Source organism: Lachnospiraceae bacterium (genome assembly GCA_022794035.1).
Lineage (GTDB): Bacteria > Bacillota > Clostridia > Lachnospirales > Bianqueaceae > CALWPV01.
In genome coordinates, this window is sequence record JAAWDX010000003.1 from 84,493 (window position 1) to 111,062 (window position 26,570).

A 26,570-nucleotide genomic window follows, 5' to 3' on the forward strand; every position below is an offset into this window, starting at 1 on the left:
CGGGCTCCGAGGGGCTATAGGCACGTTAAGTGACTAGGAAAAAGTAGATTTTAACGGGTCAAATCGATAGATTTGCCCGTTGAATAGGCTATGTCGTGCTAAAATAACGGAGAAAATGGCGGATTAGATACGTTAAAAGCAGTGGGATACACAGGTAGCAACGTTGAAAAAAGGGAAAAGAGTAGTTAATTTTCGGCATAAGCCAGATGGGCAACTGTGTACTGTTAAAACGGCTGTTCACAGATCGGGAATCCGCCATTGACACTTCCAAACGCGAGCCGTATAATGGGCATAAATACAAGCATAAACGGGAGGAAGCCAATGAATATCGAGATCACGACACAGGCGCGGCCGGTCGAGATGGCCGCGGCGGAGCTGAAGAGCTATTTGGGCCGCATGGGATCAGAGGAAATACTGCCAAGCACATGGCGAATAGGCATAGAAGACCTAACGCCCTATGGCATTACTGATCTGCCGGATGCAAAGCTGGATGACGCTTACTATATTGAGGTGGATGAAAAGGGAGCCTGCATTTTCGGCAGCAATGCGCGCAGCGTGCTGCTGGGCGTGTATCGCTACCTCACGGAGATCGGCTGCCGCTTCCTGCGGCCGGGCGCCGAATATGAGATCGTGCCCCAAAAGCAGCGCGCCGAAGAGTTTTTCGCGCACTGCGCGCATAAAGCCAGTCTGCGGCACAGAGGCGCATGCATCGAAGGGGCTACCTCTGTCGAAAATATTCTGGATTTTATTGATTGGTCGCCCAAGATCGGGTTCAACAGCTTTTTCCTGCAGTTTAAATATCCGCATCAGTTTTTGCAGCGCTGGTATGATCATGTGCGGAGTCCCAAGCTTGCGCCGCAGCGCTGGAGCATGGAGCAGTCGATCGCGGTGGATGCGGTGCTGAGCGATGCCATGGAGCAGCGCGGCATTTTGCAGCACCGCGTGGGGCATGGCTGGACAGGCGAGGCGCTGGGCTATACGGCCACGGGCTGGGAGACCGACGACACGCAGCTGCCGCCGGAGAAGATGGCGCTGCTGGCTGAGATCGGCGGAAAGCGCGAGCTGTTTGGCGGCGTGCCGACCAATACCAATCTGTGCTATTCCAATCCGCAGGTGGTGGAGCTTTACAGCGAGAAAGTGCTGGCGTATGTGCGCGAGCATCCGGAAGCGGACTATCTGCATCTGTGGCTGGCGGACATGTTCAACAATGCCTGTGAATGCGAGCAGTGCAGGAAAAAGATCCTCACCGATCATTATATCCATATGATGAATGTGGTGGACGAAAAGCTGACACGCGAAGGGTTTGATACCAAGCTGGTTTTCCTCCTTTATCAGGAGCTTTTGTGGGCGCCCGAGACCGAGACGCTGCATAATCCCGATCGCTTTGTGCTCATGTTCGCGCCGATCACGCGCACCTTCATGAAATCCTATCAACAGGCCGGTGAGCTGCCGCCTGCGCCTCCCTATGTGCTCAACCATATCAAAATGCCGCGCAGCATGGAGGATAATCTCACCATGCTGAAGGGATGGCAGGAAAAGGTTTCATGCGACAGCTTTATTTACGATTATCATCTGGGCAAGGCCCATTACGGCGACCCCGGCTATGTCCGTCTGTCGCGGATTATCAGCGAGGACCTTAAAGCACACAAAGGCCTCGGCATGAACGGCATCAATAGCTGTCAGGAGCTGCGGGCCTTTCTGCCCAATGCGCTGCCCAACTATGTGATGGGACAGACCAGCATGGATACCAGCCTTGCCTTTGACGAGATCGCTTCCGATTATTATCAGAGCGCCTATGGCGCAAAGGGATCGCAGGTCTTCGCCTATCTGGAGCAGCTCTCTGATTTATATGATATTGATTACTTTGTCGGTTACCGCGAGGCGCAAAGCGCCGACATGAAGGAGCGGTTTGAAAAGGTGCTGACGCTGACAAAGGCATTTGCGCCGGTGATAGAGGAAACGCTGGCAGGCGAGCTTGCCCCGGTGAACAGGCGGTTTTGGCGGGAGCTTTCTTATCATAAGGACTATGTAGAGAAGCTAACTCATGCCATGCTCCTGCGCGCAGAGGGAAAAGATACGAAAGAGGCTTATCGAGAATTTACCGATCTGGTGCGCGAGAATGAGCCGGAATTCCAGAAATCGCTGGACGTATACCGCATAGTTGAGGTGACGCAGGTGTATACCCGGTTTAAGGAGGCGTAAGAGGATGGGCGCAGAAAACAGAGCCTATCTGGCCTTTGATCTGGGGGCCTCCTCCGGGCGGCTGATGGCTGGAATGTACCAGAAGGAGAAGCTGACTCTTACAGAACTCCATCGATTCTCCAATGCGCCGGTGCGCATGGGAGAGCGGCTGTACTGGGATCTGCCCTATCTGCTCAGCGAGATGAAAACAGGATTAAAAAAGGCGGCCGAGGCCGGACTGGAGGCGGCCTGCATCGGCATTGATACTTGGGGTGTTGATTACGGGTATCTGGCGGAGGACGGATCGCTGCTGGCCATGCCGTTTTGCTACCGGGATCCTAAAAATCAGTGGGCCATGGAAAGCTGGCCGGTGGATTTTAAAGAGATATATCAGCTGGCAGGATTGCAGAAGGTCAGCCTCAACACGGCTTATCAGCTTTATTATGATGTCACCAAGCGGCCGCAGCTCTTAAAGGCGGCTAAGAAGCTTTTATTTATGCCCGACCTTTTAGGATATTTTCTCACAGGCGAGATAGCCTGTGAATATACCGTGGCTTCTACCTCTATGCTGGTGGATGCGAAAACCAGAGACTGGTCAGATGAAATTTTAGCGCGCTTACCCTTCCCCAAAGCATTGCTGCCGGAAATCCGGATGCCGGGGCAGATCCTCGGCACACTGCTGCCAGAGGTGCAGCAGGAGACCGGACTGGGCGCGGTGCCGGTGGCGCTGGTAGGCAGCCACGACACAGCCTCTGCGCTGGCAGGCATCCCGTTTACCGGGGAAAAGCAGGCCTTTTTAAGCAGCGGTACATGGTCGCTCATGGGGCTGGAGCTAGAGGAGCCGCTTATCAATGAAGCGGCCTATGAAGAAAATTTTGCCAATGAGGGCAGCGTATGCCGGAAAATCAAATTTTTAAAAAATATCTGCGGCCTCTGGGTGCTGCAGCAGCTGAGAAAGGAATGGCATACCGATTTTCCAACCATGATCCAGGAGGCAGAGAAGGCGCTGGATGCCGGATTTATCATTGATCCTGACGCAGAGGAATTTACCGCGCCGATCAGTATGGAAAAGGCCGTGAAACAGCACTGCAAAGCACATGGACAGGGTGAGCCGCAGACGCGGGGAGAAATTGCCGCCGCCGTATACGAGGGCTTAACCGAAAAATATCGGCAGTGCATTCTTGCCATGGAGCATGCCACAGGGCAGGCGGTGCAGGCCATTCACATGGTAGGCGGCGGAATTCAGGATGAGCTGCTCTGCCGACTGACAGCGCAAAAGACAGGGCGGCCTGTGATCACAGGTCCCATTGAGGCAGCTGCCTATGGCAATATTTTATTGCAGCAGATGGCGCTGGGAGAGCTGTCATCTCTTGAAGAGGGCAGACAGCAGATCGGCCGGGCCGTATCGCTGCGCCGCTATGAAGGATAAAATAAAAGGAGAATATAAGAAAATGAATCAGACACATACGATGATCGAAGAATTGTCAAACGCATTCGGCGCTTCCGGTTTCGAGGATGAAGTGCTCACGGTGGCCCGCCGCTATGCGCAGGACGTGACCAGCCATATTGAAGAAGACAGCATGCGCAATCTGTTTTTATACCGCAAAGAAAACGACGGGCAGCATCCGGTGCTCATGCTGGACGCTCACAGCGACGAAACAAGCTTCATCGTGCAGGCCATCCGTCCGAACGGTACACTGGAATTTTTGCCGCTCGGCGCGTGGACGCCGAACACAGTGCCCGCGCATAAGGTCAAAATTAAAAATAGGGACGGAAAGTATATATCTGGCATTGTAGCCAGCACGCCGCCGCATTTCATGACGGCTGCTGAAAAAGGCCGTGAAACCGCGATCGATCAGATGGTGATCGATGTGGGCGCCGTTTCCAAAGAAGAGATAATCCGTGATTTTAAAATCAGTGTAGGCGCGCCCGTGGTGCCGGATGTCACGGCAGAGTACAACGAAACAAACGGCGTATGGCTTGGCAAGGCCTTTGACTGCCGCATCGGCTGCGCCGTGGTGCTAGAAGCACTGCGCCGGCTGGCCGGCAAAAAGCTGGCGGTAGATGTGGTAGGCACGCTCACCTCGCAAGAGGAGGTAGGAGAACGCGGTGCCAAGGCGGCCATCGGACGGGTGAGGCCGGCCATTGCCATCGCCATTGAAGGCGCACCCGCAGATGATACCTTTACACCGGAGTATAAGATTCAGACCGGGCTCCACCGCGGGCCCATGCTGCGCCATATGGACGTAGGCATGATCACGAATCCGCGCTTTATCCGCTATGCGCTGGACACGGCAGAGGAAAAGGGCATCCCGGCTCAGGAAGCGGTGCGTAAAGGCGGCGGAACCAACGGAGCCATCTTCCATGTGTTCGAGGGCGGCGTGCCCACGATTGTGATCAGCGTGCCCGTGCGCTATACACATAGTCATCACTGCTTTACGGCGATGGATGATTTTGAGAAAACAGTCGAGCTGGTCATGGAGATTCTCCAGCGGCTGAACGAAGAAACGATCAAGGGGTTTTAATTGATGGAGTGGATGCAGGGAAGAGACCGGGTCTGGGTTGTGGGCCACCGGGGCGCGAAGGCGCTCTGGCCTGAAAATACCATGCTTTCCTTTGAAAAGGCGATTGCACTGGGCGTAGACGGAATTGAGACCGATGTGCATATGACGGCAGATGGTCATTTGGTACTGATGCATGATCTTTTGCTCGATCGGACGACCAATGGGCATGGATCCGTGGAGGAGAAGACGCTGGCTGAGCTGCGCCGCTTGGATGCAGGCAGCGGAGAGCGGATTCCGCTTTTGTCTGAGCTATTAGACTTAGTCAAGGGCACGGATCTGATGCTGAATGTAGAGATGAAGGATTATCGCCCGCAGGTGCTGGATCGGACCATTGCTATGCTTGCAGACTACGGACTCTCAGATCAGTATGTGATTGCTTGCTTTGACTGCCGGGTGACAACCTATGCGCATGAGCGCTATGGCGTGAAAACGCAGGGCTTTTTGCAGCATGATCTGAAGTACTGGGAACCCGGCTGCGAACGGCATTATTATAGTATTGGAACCGGTATGAAGGATGTGAGCAGTGTGATCTCTGAGCAGCTAAGGGCACAGGGAATTGATCCATGGTGCTGGTGTCCCGATACGGAGGAAGCCGCGAGACTGGCGATTGAAAGCGGGTTTACGCTGATGACGTGTAACGATCCGCGGCCAGCGCTTAAAATCATCAAAGGCATTGACATCAACTTTGGGGAATCCTATAATAATTAAAAAGGCAGATGAAAGGAGCTTAATACGATGGCGGATATTTTAGACAGATTTAAAGAAAGCATTGAAAATACACAGGATTATGCAGCGCTTCCCAAGCTGAAGATTGGTATCATCGGTACTGGCTGGATCGCAGAGGCGCATGCGACAAGCTATAAGCGCTGTCCTGACATTGAAATCGTGGCAGCGGCAGATTTGGTACCCGGAAAGGCAGAGGCCTTCTGCAAAGCACAGGGTCTGGAAGGGGTGCGCTGCTATCCGGATCATCAGAGCATGCTGGACAATGAGGAGCTGGATGCCGTCAGCATTTGTACCTATAACAGAACGCATGCCGAGTGCACGATTGCCGCGCTGAAAAAGGGCGTTCATGTTTTATGCGAAAAGCCCATGTGTGTTACGCTTGAGGAAGCGGTGCAGATGAGAAAGGCAGAAAAGGAAAGCGGCAAGATTCTGTCGATTGGGTTCCAGCCCCGTCTGGATGCCAACATGCAGATGATTAAAAAAATCGTAGAATCCGGAGAGCTTGGTCAGGTGTATTATATTCAGACAGGCGGCGGCCGCCGGCGCGGGATTCCCACACCCTATGGCACATCCTTTATTGAGGATAAAACCGCAGGCATCGGCGCATTGGGAGATATCGGCTGCTATAGCTTGGATATGGTATTAAATGCGATTGGGTATCCTAAACCGCTGACGGTATCGGGATATAAGTCGGCCTTCTTTGGCACGCAGCCCGGTTACTATCCGGATCATCCGGAGTATGCGGAAAAGTTTAGCGTTGATGATTTCGCTGCTGCCTTCATCCGTTTGGAGGGAGGGATCATTCTGGACTTTCGGATTGCGTGGGCTATGAATCTGGATACACCCGGTGATACCATCATTCTGGGCACCAAGGGCGGCCTGCGGATTCCTTCTACCGAATGCTGGAACGGTACGGTGGGCGGCCCGATGAAGATTTATCATGAGGTAGCCGGCCAGGCGCAGGTGGATACGGAGATCCCGATTATCGAAAGCAATACGGGCGAGCTTTTCTATAAGAAAATCCGTTCTTTCCTGGATGCAGCAAGAAACGGCGGCAAGGCGCCTGTTCCGACAGAACAGATCATTTATAATCAGGCGATTATCGACGGAATCCGCAGATCTGCTGAAGCAGGCTGCGAGGTTAAGATCGAAGTCCCGGAAATATAAGGTGATAGAGTGATAAGGATTCAGGAATCGGCGGAAGATTATTTAGAGACTATTCTGATTTTGAGCCGCAGGCAGCAGCAGGTTCGTTCCATTGATATTGTCAATGAAATGAATTTCAGCAAGCCCAGCGTAAGCATCGCGATGAAAAACCTCAGAGAAAAGGGACAGATTCAGATGGACAGCGATGGCTACATTACGCTGACAGAGGAAGGACATAAAATTGCCAGCCAGATCTATGAAAGGCATCTGCTTATTTCCAAGCTGCTGATGCAGATCGGCGTAGAGGAGCAAACGGCACTGGAGGAGGCCTGCCGGATTGAGCATGATATCAGTCAGGATACCTTTGAAAAGCTAAAGGGCTGGGCGGCGCAGCAGAGCTTCTAAAATAAATCAAAGAGGGGTATCCCTTAAGTCTTTTTATGACTTTTGGGATACCCTCTATTTTTTCGATAATCCAATTTATAGCATTATGAGTAGCGTTCTTTTTGCCGCACCGTATAGGCCGTAATATTTTGGTCATACGCGGGATACGGATAAGCAAAATACTCAGCCACAGCCTTAGAGGTTTCACGGAACAGAGCCAGACATTCCTCCAGCGCATGCCACATCTGCGGATAAGAATCCATGCGGTAGGTCTTTAAAAGCCGTTCCCAGACCGCGGCAGGGAGATACTGCTGAATGAATTTATAATTCTTGCCAATACTGAAATCAAAGCCATATTCTATTCCCACGCTCCATGAGAGCATGCGCAGGAGCTCCTTGCGCACGATCTCATTCAGATGGTCGATCGCAAATAAAATCTCGCGGCGGCAGAGCCCCTTGACCACATAGGTTGTGGTATTCCAAAATTCATTGCAGCAATCGTCAAACATCCTCGCGGTCGGCCGCTGCAGATGGTAATCAGCATCTGTGGGCACAGGAGGACAGGCAATGCGCGCATCCTTATCCAGCAGCACCTGCACCAGCTTATCCCAGGTTAAGTAATCCTCAAGCATATCAACCGGCAGTAGAGAAAGATCCATCTTGGTATCATCCTCAAAGAGCATCAGATAGGAAAAACCACTTTCCTCAGCAGGAAAAAGCTCCATATCCTCCGGTTTCTGCAGAATCAGGCGTCTGCCAAACACGTCCAGCCAGGCATCATCCCGAATAAAGCTTTCCATATCTGTGACAAAAAAGGTAATATCATAATCCTGAAAATCATCCCGCGGAATATGCACATTAGTGCGGGAGCCCTCCAGCGTGACAAGGCGGATACGCTCATCATTTTGGGCAAAGCCTAAAATTAGCTCATACATCTGTGATTCAGTTCTCATATTTCTCTCCTTTCATCGGCAGTACAGATTCAGATCCCAGCAGGGCAGGCAGGGGTGGCGCCGCATAAAAATCTGATAGGCAGGCTGCAGCTCGTGGATCAGCAGCGGCAGAAGATACAGATCCTCACTGCGGTGATAGCAGGCAATATTGAGCTTGGGCTTCAGCCGTTTCAGCGTGTCAGCACCGCCGCGCAGAGCAGCAGCTTCAAAACCCTCCACATCCATTTTCAGATAGCTGACCGGCAGCGAAAGCGAGTCGATAGTCGTCATTTGGACCGGCGTAACGCCGGAGGCTGCAGAGGCAGAGGAGCCGCGCCCACGCCCAGTTTTCATATAAATCACCTCATTGCGGTCGGACACGCCGCAGCACATGGGCCGCACGGCGGCAAGAGGCTGCGAAAACTGCGTTAATTTTTTGAAGCTGCGAGCGTCTGGCTCTAAGGCTGTGATGGCGTCATACTTTCCGCCCGTGGCGGTGAGAAATTCCTGAATGGTATCGCCGCGATAGGCGCCTAGATCAAGGTAGTTCTCATGATCATGCAGGGGAAGCAGCTCAGAAAAGACTTCTTGCTTGGGCGATGCGCTTTGCAGGAGCGGCGTGAGGGCACCGGTGAGCTTATAGGTTAAAACCTGCTCAAATACTTGACGTGAGGCGTCGTCGGCGAGCAGGGCATAGGCGGCTTCGAGCTCGGCGGCATGGGAGTGAGCGAAGGAGCGGTTGAACAGGGTATGACCATAGACGGGAACGTCGGGAATGACAAGGGGATGTTTTTGCGCCATAGCGGTTACCCGGTCTATGATTTCGGGAAGATGGGAGCCAAAGGCGACGACGATGATGAAATCGGACAGAGCAGTTTCGAGCTGAGCCAGAGTGGTGACGGGCAAACCGTGAAAATGCTGGCCCCGATAGAAATCATCGCTTACAAAGATGGCATGCAGAGGAATGGAGGCAGCCTGCATGACACTGATGATTTTGTCGGCTCCGTCCCCTGTGCCGTAAAAAACGATGGGCAGAGAGGCGTTTTGCAGGCGTTCCCAGACGGTTGGAGAGGATTGCAGTAAGGAAGAGAGGGTAAATGCCATAAATAAAATAATCCTTTCTTTCAAAGAATAAGTGTGATATACTGAAGCATGATACTAAGAATAATGAGAAAGGGAATTTTTTAATGAGTGATCAGGAAAAGGAAGAGATGAATAGCATTATTTCTTTGACGGATGAGCAGGGAAATGAAGTGCAGTTTGAATTATTGGATGTTGTGCCATATAATGGAAATGAATATATTGCCATTGTTCCGGCAGAGGAAGAAGATGAAGAGGGCGATATGGTGCAGCTGTACAGGATTGTGCCGGATGAGGACGGCGAGACAGAGACGTATGTCGGTCTGGAGAGCGAAGAGGAGCTGGACGCGGTATACAGCGAGTTTCAAAAGAGAAATGCAGACTTTTTTGATTTTGCAGATTAAAGAAAAGGTGCCCCGATACGAAAAGGGCACCTTCTTTTGTTTAACTCATTTAAAAGAATTTATTGCCGTTCAAAGTAGATGAAGAAGGCGTCTCCGGTTGAATCATCATCATAAACCTCTAAGTAAGCGACGGCAAAATCGGTAGCGTCCTGCGGGACGGAGAAATAATAATGATAGGTGGCGGTTTCGGCGCGCTTCAGAGTATATTGCTCAGGGACGGTGTCCGCAGGTACGGTTTCATCGATGATGCTGTAGCAGCAGTCATAGTCGCCTTCGCCGTACTGCATCTGGAAATCGTTGTAGAACATGGGAATTTGATCGCCAAAGGTGTTTTTAACAGTGATGACGACATCTAAAATCATCATACCCTGCTCGGCAGGAATGTTTTCCGCAAGCTCTACAGAGTCAACGGTAAAATCAAAGAAGGCAGTGGAGAGCTTGTCGCCGATTCGTCCGTCGTAGAACTGCATCTCTGATGAATCAGAGTCGGTAGTAGCGGAGCTCTCGGGAGTGGAATTGGACGGCAATGAAATATCCGGCCGCGAGGAGTTTGCGGAGGAACTCTCGGAAGAGACTGGCGGCAAAGCTGTGCAGGCCGTGAGGAAAAGCAGAACAGACAGTATGCAAGACGTGCATAATAAAAATTGTTTTTTCATGGTGATCCCCCTCTAAAATTGAACTTGTTTTCTTGTACGCTTGATTAGCCAAAATATATCTAGCTGCGCTTATTTTATCATAAAGCCGCTGATTTTTCACTATCTAAATTCATTTTGTTTATAGTTTTATATGCGTACATTTGTGTATCGCTTATTTTATCATAAAGGAGCAGTTTATGTTATATCAGACAGTTTGTGATACGCCGGTGGGGCGGTTGACTGTTGTCTGTACAGAACAGGCAATTCATTCTCTTGAGCGGATGGACGAGCCGGCCTACCCAGTCATGGATACGCCGCTCGCAAGGCTGGCCCAAAGGCAGCTTGCGGAATATTTTGCCGGCGAGCGCCGGGCTTTTGATCTGCCGCTGGATCCGGCGCAGGGGACGGCATTTCAAAAAAGAGTCTGGCAGGCAGTGCAGCAGATTCCGTATGGGCAGACACGCAGCTATCGGGAGGTAGCGCAAATGCTTGGAAAGCCGCGGGCAGCGCGGCCGGTGGGAGGTGCGATGGCACAGACGCCCTTTCCGATCATTGTGCCATGTCACCGGGTGGTGAGCGCAAGCGGCGGACTGGGCGGCTATGGCGGACGCAGCGATGAGAAAGCATTTTTGCTGGCGCTGGAAAAGCGAAGCAGGTGTAGGCAAGAGGGACAGACCCACATTTTGTTTGATTTGGATGGGACGCTGACAGATCCTAAAGAGGGGATTACTAAAAGCGTGCAGTATGCGCTGGCAGATTTTGGGATTATGGAGCCTGATCTGGAGGCGCTTGTATGCTTTATCGGGCCGCCGCTTAAGGAAAGCTTTCAGGAGTACTATGGGATGGATGAGCCGGAGGCAGAGCATGCCGTGTGCAAATACCGCGAACGCTTTAGTGAAGTAGGGCTATATGAGAACCGCGTGTTTGAGGGAGTGAAGGAGCTTCTTACGGAGCTGCGGGCCGCCGGGAAAACACTGGCGGTCGCGACCTCAAAGCCGACTGTGTTTGCAAAGAAAATATTGAAAAAATATGAACTGACTGCCTACTTTGAAGAGATCGTGGGCAGCGAGCTGGATGGGCGCCGCAGTCAGAAGGCAGAAGTGATAGAGGAGGCGCTGCACCGTCTGGATATGCAGGATAGGCGCGATCAGGTGACCATGGTCGGAGACCGGCGGCAGGATGTGCAAGGCGCCAAAGCCTGCGGAGTCAAAAGCATCGGCGTGCGTTTTGGGTATGCGGAGCCGGGAGAGCTGGAAAGCGCCGGAGCGGATGCGATAGCGGCCGATATCTGTGAATTAAGGCATTTGCTGCTGACACGATAAATGTCTTGCATTTTAGAAGGGCTTTTAGTACAATAAGTTTTAAAGTATATTTGTTTTGAAATGGAGATTCTATAGATGCAGGCAATGATTCATAATGAGGTTGTGGATGCAATCCTAGAGCGGCGCAGTGTGCGTGCATATACGGATGAAAGGCTGACAGAAAGCGAGCTCCAGACCATTGTGCAGTGTGCGCTTTGGGCGCCCTCTGCCCTGAACCAGCAGACGACCCGCATAGTAGCGACGCAGGATGCAGCACTCATTGCAGAGCTGGCGGAGGATGCCGGCCGCAGCGGCTTTTATTATCAGGCGCCGTGTTTTCTCTTTTTCTATGCAAAAAAAGAAAACAAATGGGGGGCCTGCAATGCCGCCCTTGCGGTGGAGAATGCGGCGCTCGCCGCAAAGGCTCTTGGCCTTGATTCTGTCGTTATTGGCTGTGTATATGACTATTTAAAATCGCAGGAAGGGGAGCAAAAGTGGCAGAAAAAGCTGCAGCTTCCGCAGGACTATGAGTTTGTGCTGGGCCTTGCCGTAGGCCATGGCAGCGAAGCGCCGCAGGCAAAGCCGAGAAATCAGGAGAATATCATATGGAAGTGATGTACCGGGCCTATCAGGAGCAGGATCGGGAAGCTGTATGGAAGCTTCTTGAGCAGGCGCATCTAACCCATGGCACATTGACGTATTGTATGCGTCATTTTCCGCAGTATGGGCTGGTTGCACTAGAAGGGCAGGAGATTGTAGGCTGCGGCTTTCGCGCAGCGGCGAATGAAAACGGCCGGGCAAGCTGCGGTGTATATGTCTGTCCTGTGTATAGAAGAAAACGCATTGGCACAACACTGCTTTGGCGTTTGCAGGAGGCTATGAAGGAAGAAGGAATTCAAAAGCTGGCTTCTATGTATGAGCTGGGCACAGAGGGTGAGCTTTTTGCTAAAGCCAAAGGACTGGAGCCTGTGCATATGGTTCGCTATATGTCATATGAGGGCGAAGCATTGGAGGTGCAAAAGGGGGAATTTGCCCCATATCAGGATGAATATTATGAAGAGATCCATGCGCTTCTAAATGAAGCCTTTGCGGAAAAGCGGGAATCCAATGAAGAAGAAAGGGCTCATTACCGGGAAGCGCAGCAGGATATTTTTGTGTGCCGGGAAGAGGGAGCGATCGTTGCCGTAGCTTTTTTGCAGGACAATGAAATCCGAAGACTGGCCGTGCGAGCGGACAAGCAAGGACAGGGCTGGGGACGGGCCATGCTTTCTTTTTCTGTCAATACGCTGCAGCAGAGAGGATATGAAAAGTGCTATTTATGGGTGATGGTTGGCAATCAGGCCATTCGCGCTTATCATAATATGAAATGGGTTGTTGAGGGTACATATGCATTTGCCAGTAAAAACATATAAAGCAAGAAGGATCGATGCAAAGTGAGTTGTGTCGATCTTTTTTCACAAAAAGTTCAAATTTTAGTTGCTGGCTATTCATAAAGAAAAGATAGAATATTCTGAAGTAAATAACAGGCAGAAAAGAAAGGGAAGAGGAATGGAAGAAGTAAAGACTCCCAAAAGACCGTTATTATATTATTTGCTAATCGTGATGGTCGTGATGATGCTGCTCAATATGTTTGTATTCCCCCGTATGCTTTCGCCGCAGGTGGAAGAGGCGGATTACGGGCAGTTTTTAAAAATGGCTAAGGAAGGAAAGCTGACGGAAGTACAGGTGACAGATACTGAGATCGTATTTTCCGATAACAGCGAGCCTAAAAAGTACTATACAACGGGACGCATGGAGGATCCGTTTCTGGTGGACCGGCTGGAACAGGCCGGCATTGCCACCTATGGTGCGCCCATTGTCGAGGAGATGTCGCCGTTTCTTAGTATTTTGCTGAGCTGGGTGCTGCCGCTGCTCATTTTTGCTCTTCTGGGCCGATTCCTGATGAACTCTGTGATGAAGAAGATGGGAGGCGCGGGCGGCCTTGGCGGCGGCAATGTAATGTCATTTGGAAAGAGCAATGCGAAGGTTTATGTGCAGTCAACCGACGGCATTCGCTTTAGTGATGTGGCAGGCGAGGATGAAGCCAAGGAGCTGCTGACCGAGATTGTGGATTATCTGCATAATCCGGGGCGGTATGCAGAGATTGGTGCTTCGATTCCTAAAGGGGCGCTGCTGGTTGGCCCTCCGGGAACAGGTAAAACTCTTTTGGCAAAGGCAGTTGCCGGCGAGGCGAATGTGCCGTTTTTCTCTATTTCCGGTTCTGAATTTGTAGAAATGTTTGTCGGCATGGGAGCGGCTAAGGTGCGCGACCTGTTTAAACAGGCCAATGAAAAGGCTCCGTGTATTGTGTTTATTGATGAGATCGATACGATCGGCAAGAAGAGGGATACAGCTGCCAACATCGGCGGTAATGATGAACGGGAACAAACGCTCAATCAGCTTCTCACGGAGATGGATGGCTTTGATGCCAGAAAGGGTGTCATCATCCTCGCGGCAACCAACCGTCCGGATTCGCTCGATCCAGCACTTTTGCGCCCGGGGCGCTTTGACCGCAGGATCCCGGTGGAGCTGCCGGATCTGGCCGGGCGTGAGGCCATTCTGAAGGTGCATGCTAAAAAGGTGAAGATTGGCGATAAGGTGAATTTTGCAGCTATTGCCAAGATGGCGGCCGGCGCTTCTGGTGCGGAGCTTGCCAATATGGTGAATGAGGCGGCGTTGCGTGCGGTGCGGGCCGGGCGTAAATATGTGACGCAGTCGGATCTGGAGGAAAGCGTTGAGGTCGTGATCGCAGGATATCAGAAGAAGAATGCGATTTTGTCGGATCATGAGAAGATGGTGGTGGCGTATCACGAAATTGGTCATGCGCTGGTCGCAGCGCTGCAAAGCCATTCGGCACCGGTGACGAAAATTACGATTGTGCCGCGTACTTCTGGTGCGCTGGGATATACGATGCAGGTGGAGCAGGATGATCACAACCTGATGTCGAAGGAGGAGCTGGAAAATAAGATTGCGACTTATACAGGCGGGCGCGTGGCGGAGGAGCTGATTTTCCATTCGGTGACTACGGGCGCTGCCAATGATATTGAGCAGGCGACTAAGCTGGCGCGGGCGATGGTTACGCGCTTTGGTATGAGCGAGGAGTTTGGCATGGTGGCGCTGGAAACGATGAGTAATCAGTATCTGGGCGGAGATGCGTCCCTAGCCTGTTCGCCGGAGACGGCGACTGAAATTGACCGCAAGGTGGTGGCGCTTGTCAAGGAGCAATATGCCAAGGCGGAAGGGCTGCTGCGCTCGCATATGAAGGAGCTTAACTCGCTGGCGCAGTATCTGTATCAGTATGAGACCATTACAGGCGATGAATTTATGGATGTACTGCATACAGAGGTAGAAACGGCTGAGGAGAGCGAAAAAGAGTAAAATTAAAATGGCAAGACAGGAGGAACAGCAAGACTAGGCGCTGTTCCTTCTTTTCATTTGCAAGCATGCGATTCAATAAGTTGACAAGCGAGTAGAAGGTTCAGTATAATCACGGTATAGATATAGAATGAAGGAGAATCTAATGAGAAAAATTTGGATTAAGAGACTGCTTAGCTTACTGATAGCAGCGCTACTGGCGTTAGGCGCGGTATCTTGTAGGCAGCGTATGCGCGCAGAAAAGAGGGAGAGTACAGTTGCCAAAGAAGAACAGGAGCTGCTGATATTTGTAGAAGCGGGGATTGATTTGTCGTTGATGAAAAATTTTAAAGCAGCTTACCCAGATGTTGCTTATCGGCAGGTTTCATACCAGAGCATTGAAATCGCGGTCAAACAAAACGGAGATCCTGATATCATTTTGAGCGGATGTAATGCTTCGCTGCAGGAATTTTACAAGGAAGGTTATATTCTGGATATGACAACCCTATATGATTTGGATACAACCTATGATGCGCAGGCATATTATCCGCAGGCAGAATCTGTCGGTAAAATAAACGAACGCATTTATGCGCTTCCGCTAGGTTTGGAAACAAATTATATGACTGTGGCAGATTCTGATTGGCAGCAGATGACATTTAAAATGCTGCCGGAAGAGTATTCCGTGCAGCAGCTGCTAGATGCAATGATAGAAGAGCTGTTAAAGGAAGATAGAGGAGAAAGGGCTGTCTTTTCCGGAGGATATAAAGAGTCTTTTTATGATTGGCTTTGGGATAGCGGCGCAATAGAAGTAGCGCCAACTGAAGTTTATGTAAATCAAATGCTTTTTGAGCGGATTGCAGAGATGCTGGAACTGAAAACACAAAATTACTGGCAGCAAAACAATAAAAATCCCCAAATTTTAGAATGGAATCATGCGCTGAACCCATTGGCGAATAAGGAGATGTACTGTATCATCTGTTGGGGAGGAGCATCTGATTTTGATTTCAAGCTTAATGCTCCGCATATAGCACCGCAATCAGCACTCGTATATGCGCAAAGCGCACAAAAAAGTTTGCTGGGAGAAAATATCCATGTATTGTGGAGGCCAAGTGAAAATCGAAACGGCCAATACGCAGCTAAGGTTAATGTATGCGGTATGATTGGAAAACACACAAAACAGGAAGAAAAGGCCTATGATGTACTGCGCAAGATGATGGATATGCCATGGGCCATCTGGCAGCTGCCGGATAGGATGAACGACAGCTCCTTTCCGATCAATTGCCAGCAATCGCTGGCAATGCTAGAAACAGTAGAGCAAGAAGGGACTGCAAGCTTTTATGTTGTTACTGAAACCGGCATAGAGACAATTGAAAAGCAGGTACTTTCGGATGAATTAAGGCAAGAACTAAACAATTACCTTACACATATTGCTTATGTGTACAGGACTGATAGACGAACGCAGGAAAAAGTGCAGGAAATTTGGGAAGCCTATATGAGAAAAGACAATATCTATAACCTGCAGATGCTGTATGAAGCCATTTATGGACTCTTGCAGAAGGAGCTTATTTTAGAAGGAATGAGTCATGAATCCACATATTCAGATTGCTATTTGCGATGATGAGGCTAGTGAATTAAACTATGTACGCACAATTGTTGAAAGCTGGGCGCAGCAAAGCGGTCATCATATCAATATCGAGACCTTTGCAAGCGCAGAAGCATTTTTATTTCATTATGCCGAAAATAAAGCGTATGATATATTGCTGCTTGATATCGAGATGAAGGAAATGAACGGTATTATGCTGGCAAAGCAAATCCGCGCGCAGAACAAAACCATGCAGATCATCTTTGTCACCGGATTTGCCGACTATATGCAGCAGGGGTATGATGTAGCGGCGCTTCACTATTTAATGAAGCCAGTGAGCAGCGAGAAGCTTTCAGAGGTGCTCACGCGGGCCGCCAGACAGATTGCACGCTGCCCTCAGGTTCTCTTTGTAGAGCACCGAGGAGAGAGCGTGCGCATTACGCTGGATGAGCTTCTGTATATTGAGGCGATGGCGCATGGTACCGAGCTGGTGCTTGAACAGGAAAAGGAAGGTCATAGGAGAATTCTGCGCCTAGAGGCTGCCGACTCCATCTCCCAATTTGAAAGCAGGCTGCAGAAGGATTTTGTGCGCTGCCACCGCTCTTATTTGGTCAATCTCATGCGCATAGAGCGCATTACCAAGACGGAAATCCTGCTTGATACGCAAAACAGCGTTCCGCTGTCGCGCCGCCGCTATGCAGCAGTCAATCAGGCCTTTATCGAGTATTATACAAAGGAGAAACCATGAATCTGTTTGCAAAATGGCTTGACCGGCGCTTTGCTGCCATGCAGCAGGATCTCGTCAGCCGGCATTACGACGAGGTGCAAAACATCTATCAAACCATGCGCGGCTGGCGGCACGATTACCATAATCACATTCAGACCATGCTGGCGCTGTTAGAAACGCAGGAGCAAACGGCCGGCACAGCCGGAAACATGACGTCATTTGCGGAGGCGGCCAAGCCGCTTAAAGAGTATCTGCTGAGCCTCAACGATGATCTGACGCAGGTGGATACCGTGATCAAGACAGGCAATATTATGATAGACGCTATTTTAAACAGCAAGCTTTCATTGATTCAGAAGAAGGGTATTGAGGTAAGCGCTAAAGCCGTTGTACCGCATAATTTGGCCATATCAGAGATTGATTTGTGCAACATTCTGGGCAATCTTCTGGATAATGCGATGGAGGCCTGCCTGAGACAGCCGCCGGAGCAAAAACGGTTTGTTCGGGTGTATATGGGAATATTAAAAAAGCAATTATATATATCCGTATCCAATTCAATGGGGAAGACAGCCAAACAAGGCGAGGATCGTTTTTTGAGCAGTAAACAAGGAAGGCTGCATGGCCTTGGCTTGGGACGCATCGATCAAACAGTAGAAAAGTATGGCGGCTATGTCAATCGCAAGCAGGAAGAGGGCGTGTTTGCCACCGAGCTGCTGCTGCCGCAGCCAGTCATAGAGGAATGTTGAACTATATAGGCGGGAAGAATTTCCCGCCGTTTTTATTGCTATATAAATTTGAAAAGATGCTTGACAAAATTGTCTACATAGTGTAGTCTCTATGTAAGACTACACTATGTAGACGGAGGTTATATGTATGGCAGAAATTCAATTAGGGGCAGTGGAGGCCCGTTTTGCGGATATCATTTGGGAGCGGGAGCCAGTGACATCCGCCGAACTTATAAAGCTGGCCGCGGCAAAACTCACTTGGAAACGGACAACGACACATACGGTGCTGCGCAGGCTCTGCGACAAGGGTCTGTTTCAAAATCATAACGGCGTGGTGACTTCTCTTCTATCCCGGCAGGAGTTTTATGCCCGGCATAGCAAGAAATATGTGGATGAGACCTTTGCGGGATCTCTCCCCGCTTTCCTTGCTGCGTTTACCAGAGAGAAGAAGCTGACAACCGAGGAAATTGCAGAGATTCGTGAACTAATCGACAAGGCGGGGGAATCACGTTAAAACGCTTCGGAATGGAGGATACTATGAGCGATATATTTTTGAAAATTTTGAATATGAGTATTGCTGTAAGCTGGCTGATCTTAGCAGTGGTGCTGCTTCGGTTCACATTAAAGAAAGCGCCGAAGTGGATTGCTGTTCTTTTGTGGGGCATTGTCGCTCTGCGGCTGGTGGTTCCTTTCTCCTTTGAAAGCGCACTCAGCCTGATTCCCAGTGCTGAGACTTTCAATGCGCATAACATCCAATATGAAACGCCTGCCATCAGCAGCGGCATTCCACAGGTCAACAATGCAGTTAATCCCATTTTGGGCAAAATATTTGAGCCAAACCTTGCCGGTAGCGTGAATCCGCTCTACGTCTGGACATTTATTGCATCGGTGATCTGGCTCATTGGAATCGCCATGATGCTGCTGTATGCTGTCATCAGTTATAGGCGGATACACCGGAATATTGCGGAGAGAATGCCCTATGAGGAAAACATCTTTCTGTGTGACTTTGTAAAATCGCCGTTTATCTTGGGGCTGGTTCGGCCCAAAATCTATCTGCCTTCCCATATGGACGCTGCATCCATGGAGTCGGTGATTGCCCACGAAAAGGCGCATTTGGCAAGACGCGACCACTGGTGGAAACCGCTCGGGTTTTTGATTTTGGCGGTGTACTGGTTCAATCCCTTGTGCTGGCTTGCCTATGTGCTGCTTTGCCGTGATATTGAACTTGCCTGCGATGAAAAGGTCATCCGGCAGATGGATGTGAATGAGAAAAAGCAGTATTCTACAGCTCTGCTGGAGTGCACTGCCGGGCGGCGGCTGATCACAATCTGTCCGCTGGCCTTTGGGGAAGTTGGCGTAAAACAAAGAGTGAAAAACGTGTTGAATTACAAAAAACCGGCGTTTTGGCTTATAGCCACGGCCATCGCTGCCTGCGCAGTGGTAACCGTGTGCTTTGCGACAAATCCGAAGCAGGATCTTTCAAAAGAGCAGCACATAGTTCAGGCGCGGATTACGGAAATAGAAGATACTTCCCTCCTGGTCACACCAGTGGAAGGGGCTTGGGAATTGTCTTCGAGCGACCGGTTCCGGGTTCCTATCACGAATATGTCTCTGCCTGCTGAACCTCAGGTGGGAGATCTTGTGGAGATTTCCTACGATGGTTATATTCTAGAGATCTATCCGGCTCAGTTTGCCACTGTTTATAGTATGAAAGTGATTTCGCAGGAGAACTCACTGAGAATAAACGAGTTGTGGGTGAAATATCCGGAATATTTTGAACTCGGAACCTTTAAGGGGCTGGAGGTCTATGTCTGGCAAATGGCCGGGAATGACTATCGCTTTGGACTGATGCAGGGAACCAATCGTGAGAAAACGCTGGATGAAAAAATGGCATTAAAGGGCGCTACAGCGGAAGAAATGGCGCTGATCTTATCCACTTTCGACATTGACGAAAAAGATATTTTTGTGATGCCATGGTCGAATCCCGCTTCCAGCTACATGATTACGGAGGAAATGGCGAAAGACCCAGACTATATCAACAATATCTATAGCATGCTAGGCCTGAGTGATGTTTCGGCAGATGCGAGGGAGGGGACAGATACGCCGACTGCTGTTGAATCGGTTGCCGCCGTTACAGCGCTTTCCGAAGAACAGCTCATGATTCGTCAGGCGATTCTGGAGCATAATCGTTCCGAAAGCACAATAAACTTTTCTGCAGATCCAGAAATTCCTGTAGCCTGCATCAGTTTTATAGAACTCGCTTGTATTGTTGTAGACGGAAGTGATTTTTCGGAGTATACTCACTACGGATGGGCGCTCTATGAGGAATATAGGATCACGGACAACGGACTGAAATCGGTCAGCGGTAGCCATGTTCCTGTTGCCATTACATTTCGGGAAGACTCGTCCGGCACTCTTACACTGGAGGAATATTGGAAGCCCAGAGACGGCAGCTACTATGCTCAGGATATCCGTGAAAAGTTCCCTGCCCAAATTGTTAAGGACGGTACGGACAGTCAGAAGTTCATTCTTCAGCAGACACAGGAGTGCTACGCTCAGGCGGTAGCATCTGCCGGACTGGATACCGATCACGTGATTGAGACGCTCATTGAAACAATTGGAAGCAGCCCTGCAGAGTCCTCAAATCCGGGGGATTATATCGAGGAGCACGCTGCCGAATATCGAGAACTGACATATTACGGCCAGTATACCCTAAAATACTGCTTCACGGAGTTTTTAAAGGGCGGGCAAACGGATCTGCATGGGCATATTATGAGGGCTGCCATTGATGATATAGCGCCGGAAGCCCAGCTTAAGCTATATGCACAAACCGGACAGGAATATTTCGATGCATGGAAAGAGGCTGCAATATCCGTTGGGAAACAGCATGATATGGAATGGATTAAAATGCATCAGCCGGCTATGTATCTGCTGCTCAGTATGCTTGGTGAAGCAGCATGAATTGATAAGAAATATGATTGTATAAAATCCAAAAAATGAGAACCGTTCGTGCAAAAGAAGTGCCATTCGTGCAAAAAGAGGGTAAAAGACCCTCTTTTTGTATATAATCGCGACTAGAAGTATCTCGGATATTTTAGCGCTTGAGTCGCGATATGAGTTTGTCGCTTCTCGACAAACTCCGATAGCGTCCATGTATCTAGTCGCGGCTAGAAGTATCTCGAGTACTTTAGAAAGGGGGAGATTTTATGAAAGAGCAAAAGGCTTCGCACCGTGCGTTTGATACAGCGTGGTGGGTACTTAAAAGAGAATGGAAATATGCAAAGCCGCTATTTTTGTTTCTCGTGGTATCGGCGCTCATCTATGTGGGAGAGCAGCTTTTAACGATTATTCTTTCGCAGCAGACAGTGCAGCAGATTCAGAGCAGTCATTCATACAGCCATATGATGCTGGTGCTGGGAGGCATCATCACGGGACTATGTCTCTTAAAAACAATCACCAATACGATGGCCACCGGAAAGTGGCCCTATGAATCCCTGTTTCGGGAGAAAATCCGCGGTGAATTTGTGAAAAAACATCTCAGCGTATCCTATATGACGGCCGAATCTCCGAAATTTCAGGATATGTACCGCAGAGGGCAGGAGGTGCTCTGGGCCAGCGGTTCTTACAGCTCACTCACCAATTTGGCAGAATCCGCTGTGGGCTTCATCAAAAACATCATTGGCTATCTTTTGTTTGGGACAGTGATTTCTTTTGTCAGCCCATGGATTGCTATCCTGCTGACAGCCTCGGCAGGTGTTCACTATTATTTCATGCAGCGCTATGTGCGATATGAGTATCAAAACAGAAAGAACTGGACGCCGATCGACCGCAAAATGGATTATATTTTAGGGAAAAGCCGCACCTTTGAAACGGCCAAGGATGTGCGGATCTATGGATTAAACACGTGGTTTTCTGATCTGTTTCAGCAGCTCGCCAAGCAGCGGCTTGCATGGGACCGAAAGCTTTTAAAAAAGAGCTTTTCTGCCAGCATGGCGGAGCTGGTGATCATTCTGCTGCGTGATGGGCTGGCATATTATTTTTTGATTGCCCTTACCCTGCGGGGGGAGATAACAGCAGATGAATTTGTTCTTTATTTTGCTGCCATTGGCAGCTTTGCCACATGGGTGGGAGGAATCATGCAGGCCTGGAATACTGTGCATGCAGAAAACCTGAAGGTGTGCGACCTGCGCGATGTCATTGAATGGCAGGAGGAAGCCTGGTGGCAGGGAAGCTTTGACGAAGAAATTAACGAGGCATGCAGTCTTGAGCTGAGAGGCGTAAGCTTTTCCTATGCCGGCGCTGTAAAACCAGTGCTGGAGGATGTATCGGTAAAGATTGCACCAGGAGAAAAGATTGCCATTGTAGGGCTTAACGGTGCAGGCAAAACAACACTGATCAAAAACATCTGCGGCCTTTATCATCCTACCAGTGGTGAAATTTTGGTAGACGGCCGCCCGCAAAAGCAGTTTACGAGACAGGGATATATGAAGCTATTTTCCGTAGTATTTCAGGACTTTCAGATGCTGCAGACGGGCATTGCCGAAATGGTATCCTCCGAGGCACCGGATAAAACAGATCGGAAACGCGTCCAGAAGTGTCTGCAGCTGGCAGGGCTCTGGCATAAGATAGAGTCGCTGCCGCAGGGCATGGATACACCGATTGGACGTCAGATCTATCAAAACGGCATCGATCTATCGGGCGGAGAACGTCAGAAGCTAATGTTGGCAAAGGCCATTTATAAGGCGGCGCCCATGCTGATCTTAGATGAGCCCACAGCCGCGCTGGATCCGATTGCAGAGAACGAGATGTATCAGCAGTACCATGCGCTGACAAAGGGGCGGACCTCGATTTTTATTTCTCATCGCTTGTCCTCTACGCGCTTCTGCGACCGCATTCTGCTGCTGGAAGATGGACGGATCATTGAAAGCGGAAGCCATGAGGAATTAATGACGCTTGGCGGGCGGTATGCCGAGCTGTATGAAACACAAAGCCGCTATTATGAAGAGGAGGTGCAGGCAGATGGCGGAGAATAAGCTAACACGCAAAGAGCATATTTCACTGTTTAAAAGAAGCTGGCGGCTTTTATGGCAGCTCGATAGAGTTTATACGATGACGCAGACAGCCGCCGCTGCGCTGCGTGGTATCATTCCTTATATATCGGTGTACATGTCAGCGCTCATCCTGGATGAGCTCATTGATGCAAAACGGATAGACCGCTTAGTGCTCTATGCTGCGCTCACGGTAGGGCTCACCTTTCTTCTGCAGACGGTGCGCTCAGCACTGGAAAAGGTGCAGGAGTACCACCTCAGAATTCTCTATCAAAATGAAGAGCGGATCTTTTCGGATAAGCTGATGAGCATGGATTATGCGCAGATTGAAAGCGCAAAGCTCTCTGCGCTGTATCACCGGATCAGAATGGAAAGCCAGACCGGGTACAATCTGTATTATCTGAGAACAGGAGCCGATAAGCTGGTAAGCAACCTGATCAGCGCTGCAGCGGCGCTGGGAATCACGCTGTCGCTGTTCGGCATGGGAGCGATCCCGCTCTGGATGAAGCTGATGATGGTTGGCGCGCTCACCCTGCTCGTCCTGCTTAATCAATATATGTTAGGCCGTGAGCAGAAGCTGCAGATGCGCTTCTTTGAGGACTGCGTTGATTCAAACCGGATGTTTAATTATCTGGATGAGCATTTTGCCAATTATCATACCGGCATGGAAACACGTCTTTACGGTATGGAGGAGCTCGCGATGCATACCTGCGAGTCATATGAGCATCAGGTCAATGAAGAGAATTTCCGCATGCGTAAAAAAACGCTTCCCTATCGTGTGGGAAGCGAGCTGATCATGAGCCTTTTCCTGCAGCTTCTGGCCTATAGCGTTGTCATCTATGGGGCGGCCGCCGGAGGGATTTCTGTTGGCTCTGTGGCCAAATACGCCAGCAGCATGACGCTGCTGGTCTGGAGCATTCAGAATCTGGTCGGCGCTCTACATCAGATGGCCAACAATCATCAATATTTAAAACGCTATTTTGCCTATATGGACATTCCTTCCCAAATGCAGCGCGGAACGCTTCCGGTTGAGAAGCGCATTCTCTGCGAGGGCGGGGATAAGGAATATGAAATTGAATTTCGCAGCGTAAGCTTCCGCTATCCGGAGACAGAGGCCTATGCGCTGCAAAATGTATCGCTCAAATTTAAGATCGGCGGGCGGCTGGCCGTCGTCGGCCGGAACGGCAGCGGCAAAACAACCTTTATCAAGCTGCTCTGCCGTTTGTATGACCCCACCGAGGGTCAGATCCTGCTTAACGGCATCGACATCCGCAAATATGATTACGAGGAGTATCTATCGATCTTTTCGATTGTATTTCAGGATTTTAAGCTGTTTCCCATGTCGCTCGGCCAAAATATCGCAGCTGACACAGCGTATGACTGCGGCAAGGTCAGGGACTGCATCCAAAAAGTAGGCTTGCAGGAGCGGTTTGAAAAGATGCCGCAGGGCCTTGAAACCTGTCTGTATAAGGATTTTGACGAAAGCGGCGTCGAAATCTCCGGCGGTGAGGCGCAGAAGATCGCGCTGGCGCGCGCCCTGCACAGAAACGCACCCTTTATCATTCTCGATGAGCCCACGGCCGCGCTCGATCCCATTGCCGAGGCCGAGATTTACGAAAAATTCAACCAGATCGTGCAGGATCGTACGGCCGTCTACATCTCGCACCGGCTCTCCAGCTGTCGGTTCTGCGATGAAATCGTCGTATTCGACGGCGGCCGGCTGGTGCAGCAGGGCAGCCATGAGGCTTTGCTAAAGCAAGCAGACGGCCCGTACTATGCCCTGTGGCAAGCACAGGCACAGTATTACTCGTCCAAATCCAGCGCCGAAGGAAATACAATGACGCCCGCATCTGCTTCCTGCAGATAGCGCGTCACCAGCGGGTCATCCGCTACATTCAGCATAAAAAAGGCAGGAGAGGTAGCCCTCGCATCCCGGGCCGTAAGGCCAAGTTCCGCCGCGCAAGCGGCAAGCAGAGGCAGGGCTATCTCTTTTTTGTCGCTGATCTGGCGCAAAATAGCAGCGCCGTGCTGACCAAGCGGCACAAGATCCTTGATGACATCACCCGTGTAGCGGGCATAGCCCAGAATTTCATCGCCGCGGGTAAACACGCTGGCTCTTACCTGATTCGGTGAATGATTGAACCACTGCACAATCAGATCGCCAGGATAAAAGGCGAGCCGGTCATTCATATGGAGCTCTTTCCAGCGGCGGGTGAGCCAAGGCAGGTCGCTCTGGCGTACAGGACGCTCCTGGATGCTCTGATCGGGGGCGGCTTCATTGAGGGCGATGCAGCCCTGCAGCGAGAATGCATGAGGCTGATAGCCGAATTTGCTGTAATACTCCGGATGGCCTAAAAGCAGAAGGAAGGCCATCCCTTTTTTTCGCGCCACGCGCGCGCCTTCTTTAAGCAGCGCGCTGCCTATGCCCTGATGCTGATAGGAGGGCGCCACGGTGAGCGGAGCGAGATAGGCGGCTTTACGCTCTTCGCCTAAAAGGATGGCGGGCAGGAAGGAAAAGAGGGCATGGCCGAGAATGCGGCCGGTTTCTTCTTCTTCGGCTACGAGCGCGAGCTCGGGATCGTAAAACTGGCCGGAGCGCAGAGCATCGACGATGCCGGGTTCACCGCGCCAGGGCCGCGGTTTCCAATTGGAAAAGGCTTCATAGGTGATGTCGGCGATCTGACTGTAATCCTGCGGGGTTTCGGGGCGAATGATCATGGGCGTTTTCTCCTTTTGAAATATTTGGTGAGAAATGAGAAATGGTTTTCTACGAGAAGGACGGCGAGGAACATGAGCGTGCAGCCGGCGGCCATGCGGAAGGTGAGGCGTTCATTTAAAAGCAGCACTGAGAAGAGGACGCCGAATACGGATTCAAAGGACAGCAGCAGGGAAGCGGTGCTGGGCGCTGTGTATTTCTGACAGACATTTTGCAGCAGAAAGCCGAGAAGCGTGCTGAAAAGGCCGAGGTAGAGCATGCCGGTGAGGGTGCTGAGCTGCAGTGCTTCTGCTGGAAAGGCTCCGTCCAGAAGGGGGGCGGTGAGCCAGGAGAGAAGCGCAGTAAAGGAAAGCTGCAGCAGGGTCAGCAGCACGGGATCCTGCTTTCCGGTGTATTTGTCGATATAGACCATATGGATGGCGAAGCCAAAGCCGCAGATGAGGGTGAGCAGATCGCCGATTGAGGCGCTGCCTTCGCCCTGCAGGGAGAGGAGCGCAATGCCGATCAGAGCGGTGATGGCGCCGATAATGGCGTACATATTCGGGCGCTTGTGATTGATCAGCCAATGCAGAAATGGTACGATGATGACATAAATTGTGGTCAGAAAGGCGTTTTTGCCGGCCGTTGTATATTGGCAGCCGATGGTTTGAAAGGCATAGGCGAGAAAAAGAAAAAGTCCAAGTACAGCGCCGCTTTTGAGGTCGGCTTTGGTGATGCGGGCGAGGCGCGGCCCCAGCGCTAGCGCTAAGGCGGCGGAGGCAATGGTGAAGCGAAAGGCGAGCATATAGAGTGGCGGGATCAGGTCGAGCGAGTTTTTGACGATCACAAAGGCAAAGCCCCAGATGAGGGCGGTGAGTAAAAGACCCAGCGGGGCCAAAAGCTGTGTGCGGGATGTATGCATATGTAAAATCTCCATGATTTGATGATAAGTCAGTGAAACGTATAGTATTATACAAGAAAAGCGGAGAAGATGCAATTGAGGATTGACATGGAGCTGGGTCTAAGTGGTATGATAGAAAGAAATCATAG

23 protein-coding genes and 1 pseudogene are annotated in these 26,570 nt (G+C 50.6%); 19 read left to right on the forward strand and 5 right to left on the reverse strand.

What is annotated here, in order from left to right; translation table 11 throughout:
• The first annotated feature begins 321 nt into the window (after positions 1–321).
• From HFE64_02075 to HFE64_02100, 6 genes are read left to right on the forward strand one after another with little or no spacing between them, the layout of a single operon-like run.
• Positions 322–2,202, forward strand: coding sequence for a DUF4838 domain-containing protein (locus HFE64_02075; protein ID MCI8632256.1), 1,881 nt, complete (start codon positions 322–324; stop codon positions 2,200–2,202).
• Positions 2,203–2,206: 4 nt separating this feature from the next.
• Positions 2,207–3,610, forward strand: a complete 1,404-nt coding sequence (locus HFE64_02080) for a rhamnulokinase (protein ID MCI8632257.1) — start codon at positions 2,207–2,209, stop codon at positions 3,608–3,610.
• Positions 3,611–3,632: 22 nt separating this feature from the next.
• Positions 3,633–4,706 (forward strand): M42 family metallopeptidase, encoded by a 1,074-nt coding sequence (locus HFE64_02085; protein ID MCI8632258.1) that lies wholly within the window; start codon positions 3,633–3,635, stop codon positions 4,704–4,706.
• A gap of 3 nt (positions 4,707–4,709) precedes the next feature.
• Positions 4,710–5,453, forward strand: a complete 744-nt coding sequence (locus tag HFE64_02090; protein MCI8632259.1) for a glycerophosphodiester phosphodiesterase — start codon at positions 4,710–4,712, stop codon at positions 5,451–5,453.
• Positions 5,454–5,480: 27 nt separating this feature from the next.
• Entirely contained in the window at positions 5,481–6,638 is a 1,158-nt protein-coding gene (locus HFE64_02095; protein MCI8632260.1) for a Gfo/Idh/MocA family oxidoreductase, read from the forward strand.
• A 12-nt stretch (positions 6,639–6,650) separates the two neighbouring features.
• On the forward strand, positions 6,651–7,022 hold the full coding sequence (locus tag HFE64_02100; protein MCI8632261.1) for a metal-dependent transcriptional regulator: 372 nt from the start codon (positions 6,651–6,653) through the stop codon (positions 7,020–7,022).
• Between the two features lie 83 nt (positions 7,023–7,105).
• On the opposite strand, the gene ant(6) is transcribed toward HFE64_02100, so the two are convergent.
• Positions 7,106–7,954, reverse strand: a complete 849-nt coding sequence (gene ant(6), locus HFE64_02105; protein ID MCI8632262.1) for an aminoglycoside 6-adenylyltransferase — start codon at positions 7,952–7,954, stop codon at positions 7,106–7,108.
• A gap of 12 nt (positions 7,955–7,966) precedes the next feature.
• Positions 7,967–9,061, reverse strand: a complete 1,095-nt coding sequence (locus HFE64_02110; protein ID MCI8632263.1) for an FkbM family methyltransferase — start codon at positions 9,059–9,061, stop codon at positions 7,967–7,969.
• 59 nt (positions 9,062–9,120) lie between these two features.
• Between HFE64_02110 and HFE64_02115 the strand changes: the two genes are divergently transcribed.
• Positions 9,121–9,417, forward strand: coding sequence for a DUF1292 domain-containing protein (locus HFE64_02115; protein ID MCI8632264.1), 297 nt, complete (start codon positions 9,121–9,123; stop codon positions 9,415–9,417).
• Positions 9,418–9,476: 59 nt separating this feature from the next.
• On the opposite strand, the gene HFE64_02120 is transcribed toward HFE64_02115, so the two are convergent.
• Positions 9,477–10,073 (reverse strand): hypothetical protein, encoded by a 597-nt coding sequence (locus tag HFE64_02120; GenBank protein ID MCI8632265.1) that lies wholly within the window; start codon positions 10,071–10,073, stop codon positions 9,477–9,479.
• A 176-nt stretch (positions 10,074–10,249) separates the two neighbouring features.
• Between HFE64_02120 and HFE64_02125 the strand changes: the two are divergent.
• From HFE64_02125 to HFE64_02180, 12 genes and pseudogenes are all read left to right on the forward strand, one after another.
• Positions 10,250–10,705: pseudogene (locus HFE64_02125) on the forward strand (methylated-DNA--[protein]-cysteine S-methyltransferase).
• 27 nt (positions 10,706–10,732) lie between these two features.
• Entirely contained in the window at positions 10,733–11,374 is a 642-nt protein-coding gene (locus HFE64_02130; GenBank protein ID MCI8632266.1) for an HAD-IA family hydrolase, read from the forward strand.
• Between the two features lie 75 nt (positions 11,375–11,449).
• Positions 11,450–11,968 (forward strand): nitroreductase family protein, encoded by a 519-nt coding sequence (locus HFE64_02135; GenBank protein ID MCI8632267.1) that lies wholly within the window; start codon positions 11,450–11,452, stop codon positions 11,966–11,968.
• Positions 11,959–12,765, forward strand: a complete 807-nt coding sequence (locus HFE64_02140; protein MCI8632268.1) for a GNAT family N-acetyltransferase — start codon at positions 11,959–11,961, stop codon at positions 12,763–12,765. The genes HFE64_02135 and HFE64_02140 overlap by 10 nt, the downstream gene beginning before the upstream one ends.
• Before the next feature lie 136 nt (positions 12,766–12,901).
• A complete protein-coding gene (hflB, locus tag HFE64_02145) occupies positions 12,902–14,770 on the forward strand; it encodes an ATP-dependent zinc metalloprotease FtsH (protein ID MCI8632269.1) in 1,869 nt (622 codons plus the stop codon).
• 142 nt (positions 14,771–14,912) lie between these two features.
• Positions 14,913–16,364 carry a hypothetical protein gene (locus HFE64_02150; protein ID MCI8632270.1) on the forward strand — a complete coding sequence of 484 codons (1,452 nt, stop codon included), beginning with the start codon at positions 14,913–14,915 and terminating at the stop codon, positions 16,362–16,364.
• Positions 16,330–17,076 carry a response regulator transcription factor gene (locus HFE64_02155; GenBank protein MCI8632271.1) on the forward strand — a complete coding sequence of 249 codons (747 nt, stop codon included), beginning with the start codon at positions 16,330–16,332 and terminating at the stop codon, positions 17,074–17,076. The genes HFE64_02150 and HFE64_02155 overlap by 35 nt, the downstream gene beginning before the upstream one ends.
• A complete protein-coding gene (locus HFE64_02160; protein MCI8632272.1) occupies positions 17,073–17,798 on the forward strand; it encodes a sensor histidine kinase in 726 nt (241 codons plus the stop codon). Before HFE64_02155 ends, HFE64_02160 begins: the two co-directional genes overlap by 4 nt.
• 127 nt (positions 17,799–17,925) lie before the next feature.
• Positions 17,926–18,291 carry a BlaI/MecI/CopY family transcriptional regulator gene (locus HFE64_02165; protein MCI8632273.1) on the forward strand — a complete coding sequence of 122 codons (366 nt, stop codon included), beginning with the start codon at positions 17,926–17,928 and terminating at the stop codon, positions 18,289–18,291.
• Between the two features lie 23 nt (positions 18,292–18,314).
• A complete protein-coding gene (locus HFE64_02170) occupies positions 18,315–20,738 on the forward strand; it encodes a hypothetical protein (GenBank protein MCI8632274.1) in 2,424 nt (807 codons plus the stop codon).
• 245 nt (positions 20,739–20,983) lie between these two features.
• A complete protein-coding gene (locus HFE64_02175) occupies positions 20,984–22,810 on the forward strand; it encodes an ABC transporter ATP-binding protein (protein ID MCI8632275.1) in 1,827 nt (608 codons plus the stop codon).
• Entirely contained in the window at positions 22,755–24,692 is a 1,938-nt protein-coding gene (locus HFE64_02180) for an ABC transporter ATP-binding protein (GenBank protein ID MCI8632276.1), read from the forward strand. The genes HFE64_02175 and HFE64_02180 overlap by 56 nt, the downstream gene beginning before the upstream one ends.
• Here the strand turns inward: HFE64_02180 and HFE64_02185 are convergent.
• Both HFE64_02185 and HFE64_02190 read right to left on the reverse strand, forming a co-directional pair.
• Positions 24,629–25,543 (reverse strand): N-acetyltransferase, encoded by a 915-nt coding sequence (locus tag HFE64_02185; GenBank protein MCI8632277.1) that lies wholly within the window; start codon positions 25,541–25,543, stop codon positions 24,629–24,631. The two genes, HFE64_02180 and HFE64_02185, sit on opposite strands and share 64 nt — an antisense overlap.
• Positions 25,540–26,442 (reverse strand): EamA family transporter, encoded by a 903-nt coding sequence (locus HFE64_02190; GenBank protein MCI8632278.1) that lies wholly within the window; start codon positions 26,440–26,442, stop codon positions 25,540–25,542. The genes HFE64_02185 and HFE64_02190 overlap by 4 nt, the downstream gene beginning before the upstream one ends.
• Positions 26,443–26,570: the final 128 nt, after the last annotated feature.

Excerpts from the sequence above, each read along its gene's own strand:
- HFE64_02170 (MCI8632274.1), top strand. The coding sequence starts at position 18,315 with ATGAGCGATATATTTTTGAAAATTTTGAATATGAGTATTGCTGTAAGC.
- HFE64_02115 (MCI8632264.1), top strand. The coding sequence starts at position 9,121 with ATGAGTGATCAGGAAAAGGAAGAGATGAATAGCATTATTTCTTTGACG.
- HFE64_02175 (MCI8632275.1), top strand. The coding sequence starts at position 20,984 with ATGAAAGAGCAAAAGGCTTCGCACCGTGCGTTTGATACAGCGTGGTGG.
- HFE64_02150 (MCI8632270.1), top strand. The coding sequence starts at position 14,913 with ATGAGAAAAATTTGGATTAAGAGACTGCTTAGCTTACTGATAGCAGCG.
- HFE64_02090 (MCI8632259.1), top strand. The coding sequence starts at position 4,710 with ATGGAGTGGATGCAGGGAAGAGACCGGGTCTGGGTTGTGGGCCACCGG.
- HFE64_02180 (MCI8632276.1), top strand. The coding sequence starts at position 22,755 with ATGAAACACAAAGCCGCTATTATGAAGAGGAGGTGCAGGCAGATGGCG.
- HFE64_02190 (MCI8632278.1), bottom strand. The coding sequence starts at position 26,442 with ATGCATACATCCCGCACACAGCTTTTGGCCCCGCTGGGTCTTTTACTC.
- HFE64_02080 (MCI8632257.1), top strand. The coding sequence starts at position 2,207 with ATGGGCGCAGAAAACAGAGCCTATCTGGCCTTTGATCTGGGGGCCTCC.
- HFE64_02085 (MCI8632258.1), top strand. The coding sequence starts at position 3,633 with ATGAATCAGACACATACGATGATCGAAGAATTGTCAAACGCATTCGGC.
- HFE64_02135 (MCI8632267.1), top strand. The coding sequence starts at position 11,450 with ATGCAGGCAATGATTCATAATGAGGTTGTGGATGCAATCCTAGAGCGG.
- HFE64_02075 (MCI8632256.1), top strand. The coding sequence starts at position 322 with ATGAATATCGAGATCACGACACAGGCGCGGCCGGTCGAGATGGCCGCG.
- HFE64_02095 (MCI8632260.1), top strand. The coding sequence starts at position 5,481 with ATGGCGGATATTTTAGACAGATTTAAAGAAAGCATTGAAAATACACAG.
- hflB (MCI8632269.1), top strand. The coding sequence starts at position 12,902 with ATGGAAGAAGTAAAGACTCCCAAAAGACCGTTATTATATTATTTGCTA.
- HFE64_02140 (MCI8632268.1), top strand. The coding sequence starts at position 11,959 with ATGGAAGTGATGTACCGGGCCTATCAGGAGCAGGATCGGGAAGCTGTA.
- HFE64_02165 (MCI8632273.1), top strand. The coding sequence starts at position 17,926 with ATGGCAGAAATTCAATTAGGGGCAGTGGAGGCCCGTTTTGCGGATATC.
- HFE64_02120 (MCI8632265.1), bottom strand. The coding sequence starts at position 10,073 with ATGAAAAAACAATTTTTATTATGCACGTCTTGCATACTGTCTGTTCTG.
- HFE64_02185 (MCI8632277.1), bottom strand. The coding sequence starts at position 25,543 with ATGATCATTCGCCCCGAAACCCCGCAGGATTACAGTCAGATCGCCGAC.
- HFE64_02155 (MCI8632271.1), top strand. The coding sequence starts at position 16,330 with ATGAATCCACATATTCAGATTGCTATTTGCGATGATGAGGCTAGTGAA.
- HFE64_02160 (MCI8632272.1), top strand. The coding sequence starts at position 17,073 with ATGAATCTGTTTGCAAAATGGCTTGACCGGCGCTTTGCTGCCATGCAG.